The following is a 2270-nucleotide window of genomic DNA, read 5'->3' as shown; positions in this document are numbered from 1 at the left end:
TTCACGCATACGTGCCCAGTAACGAAGCATCCACAGAATATGTAACGATATATCTTGCAATCCATGTGCATTTAAAAGTATAATAAAAAAATATGAAGAGAAGCATGAAACGATGTAAGATGAGAAAAGGAAATGGTATGTTATTAAGAGAATATTTAAAAGAATGGACCAAAGAAGACTTATTAAACGAAGCAAGAAGCTACGAGTTAAAGAACTGTTCCCGGCTTAAAAAGGATGACCTGATTGACCGAATTGTAGAATATTTAACGACGGAAGAGGCACTCCGGGGCAGACTTTCATGCCTGACGAAAGAGCAGATGGTGCTTTTTTGCAAAGCCTGTACCGAGCCACAGAAAATTTCTGCAGAAGAGATTATGGATGGAATGCAGTTATATAAATACGTACTTGGAAGTTTTGAGGAAGTGAGTGACTGCTTTACTGTCTTTGAAGAGATTGCACAGGGTTTTAGCGGGATTGACGATGAAGCATTCCGGGCAGTTCAGAGCAAAAAAGGCTGGCTGATGAAGTGTATCAGCTTCTTTATCGATTATTATGAGATTGCGCCGCTGGAAATTTTGTATGAACTGTACAAATTGAAGGTGAAAGGCACGATCGAAGAAATGATCGGGATGCTGGAGGAAATGCCGGAGGACATCACAGAATCCTGCATTTTCCCGATGGAGAAACTGGGAATGCAGGACCTGCCGAAAGAGAATCCGCTTTATTCCGAGAGGGGCTTGTATGTACATCTTCCAGTTTTTGAGGGTGATGGACTCACTGCTTTGTTGAAACAGCAGCAGAATAAAAAATTCTATATTCCGTCTGCACAGCAGTTGGATGAAATCTGTCAGAAAGGGTATGAGGCAGGGGTACTGGCTTATAAGGAGCTGGAGTCCTATTTCATAAAAAAATTGGATGTGTCGTATGAGAAAGCGGCTAGATGGAGCTTTGAGACGTGGACCAGCAGTTATGAAGGAAAATCACCGGCAGAACTGATGAATAAGATGCATGAAGAAGGGGTTGTCTTCCAGAGCGAGCAGCAGATGGGCGAATTTTTAAGACTTCTCATGGATGCGTTTAACAATACGAGAACAAAAGAAAACCGCGGAAATAAACCGTGGGAATTAAGTGAGAGAGGTATGATCGGCGGTATGCCGGCGATGGTGCCGGAAATGTCCCAGCCAGCATCGGTAACCGCGAAAAAGGTGGAGAAGATTTATCCGAATGATCCGTGTCCTTGCGGATCTGGGAAGAAATATAAGAAGTGTTGTGGAAGAAATTAATACTCAGAGGTGAAATGAAAAATGCAGCAAGAGAGGAAAGAAATATCTGGCAAAGCTAATACGATCGCTGGTTTTTCCATCCCTCTGTATCTAGGCATCTTGGCGCTGGTGGTGGTCTGTATGTATATGGACTGTCTTCCGGCAGGCTTGGTCGGCGGCATGATTGCGCTGATGGTGCTGGGCGAGGGACTCAATTTTTTAGGAAATCATACACCGGTTGTGAAAACGTACCTGGGCGGCTCGGTCATCTGTATTCTGGGGGCGGCGGTCATCCAGGCGCTGGGGCTGATTCCGGAGCAGACGCATGAGATCCTGGACAATTTTGTCAACAAAGAAGGATTTCTGGTCTTCTATATCTCAGCGCTGATCACAGGAAGTCTTTTCAATATCGACCGTGGGCTTCTGATCCGCGCAACGGTGAAACTGCTTCCGACAGCTGTCATATCGCTGGCAGTCGGCGTGATACTTTCAGGTCTGCTCGGTATGGTGATGGGGGATAGTTTTCTGGAAGGCATCCTGTATATCGGTATTCCGATGACGAGCGGCGGCATGACGGCGGGAGCAGTGCCTTTGTCGGCAATGTATTCGTCGGTTCTGGGGACGGACGCCGGACAGATCCTGACGCGGATCGCACCGGCGACGGTGCTGGGAAATTGTGTGGCGATCATTTTTGGCGGTTTAGCCAATAATATCGCCGAGCGAAAGCCATCCCTGACCGGAAATGGCTGCCTTGTCAATGACGGTCACGAAGTGAAGAAACAGCCTCCGATGAAACCGACCTTCGCACTCTTATGTACGGGGCTTATCATTTCAATGGCATTTTATGAACTGGGGGCGCTCTGCCATCATTTTATTTCGATTGTACCGACGTATGCGTGGATGATTGTAGCAGTTGTGATTGTGAAGGGAACGGGAATCCTTTCAGAGCGCCTGGAGGACGCGGCGAGAGAGTGGGGACAGTTCGCGATCCACAGCTGGACAGCGGCG

General features: G+C 47.1%; 2 protein-coding genes and 2 pseudogenes (2 of these 4 only partly in view). All 4 read left to right on the top strand.

What is annotated here, in order from left to right; genetic code table 11:
- Positions 1–92: 92 nt before the first annotated feature.
- Positions 93–257: pseudogene (locus QVO97_RS12820) on the top strand (Rho termination factor N-terminal domain-containing protein); the annotation flags it as partial.
- A 912-nt stretch (positions 258–1169) separates the two neighbouring features.
- Positions 1170–1283 (top strand): annotated as a pseudogene (locus tag QVO97_RS12815) (SEC-C metal-binding domain-containing protein); the annotation flags it as partial.
- A 21-nt stretch (positions 1284–1304) separates the two neighbouring features.
- Positions 1305–2270: the 5' portion of a 2-hydroxycarboxylate transporter family protein gene (locus tag QVO97_RS10810; protein ID WP_022360336.1), read on the top strand. It continues 30 nt past the right edge of the window; 966 of the gene's 996 nt are visible here — the first part of the coding sequence; it begins with the start codon at positions 1305–1307; the stop codon falls past the right edge of the window.
- Positions 2234–2270: the 5' portion of a 2-hydroxycarboxylate transporter family protein gene (locus QVO97_RS10805; RefSeq protein ID WP_288189669.1), read on the top strand. 350 nt of this gene lie beyond the right edge of the window; only the first 37 of its 387 coding nucleotides appear in the window; its start codon is at positions 2234–2236; its stop codon lies beyond the right edge, outside the window. Before QVO97_RS10810 ends, QVO97_RS10805 begins: the two co-directional genes overlap by 67 nt.

Origin of the sequence: Clostridium sp. CAG:43 (genome assembly GCF_000434655.1) — a bacterium.
Classification (GTDB): Bacteria; Bacillota; Clostridia; order Lachnospirales; family Lachnospiraceae; genus Otoolea; species Otoolea fessa.
This window is presented reverse-complemented; position numbering and strand designations above follow the sequence as displayed.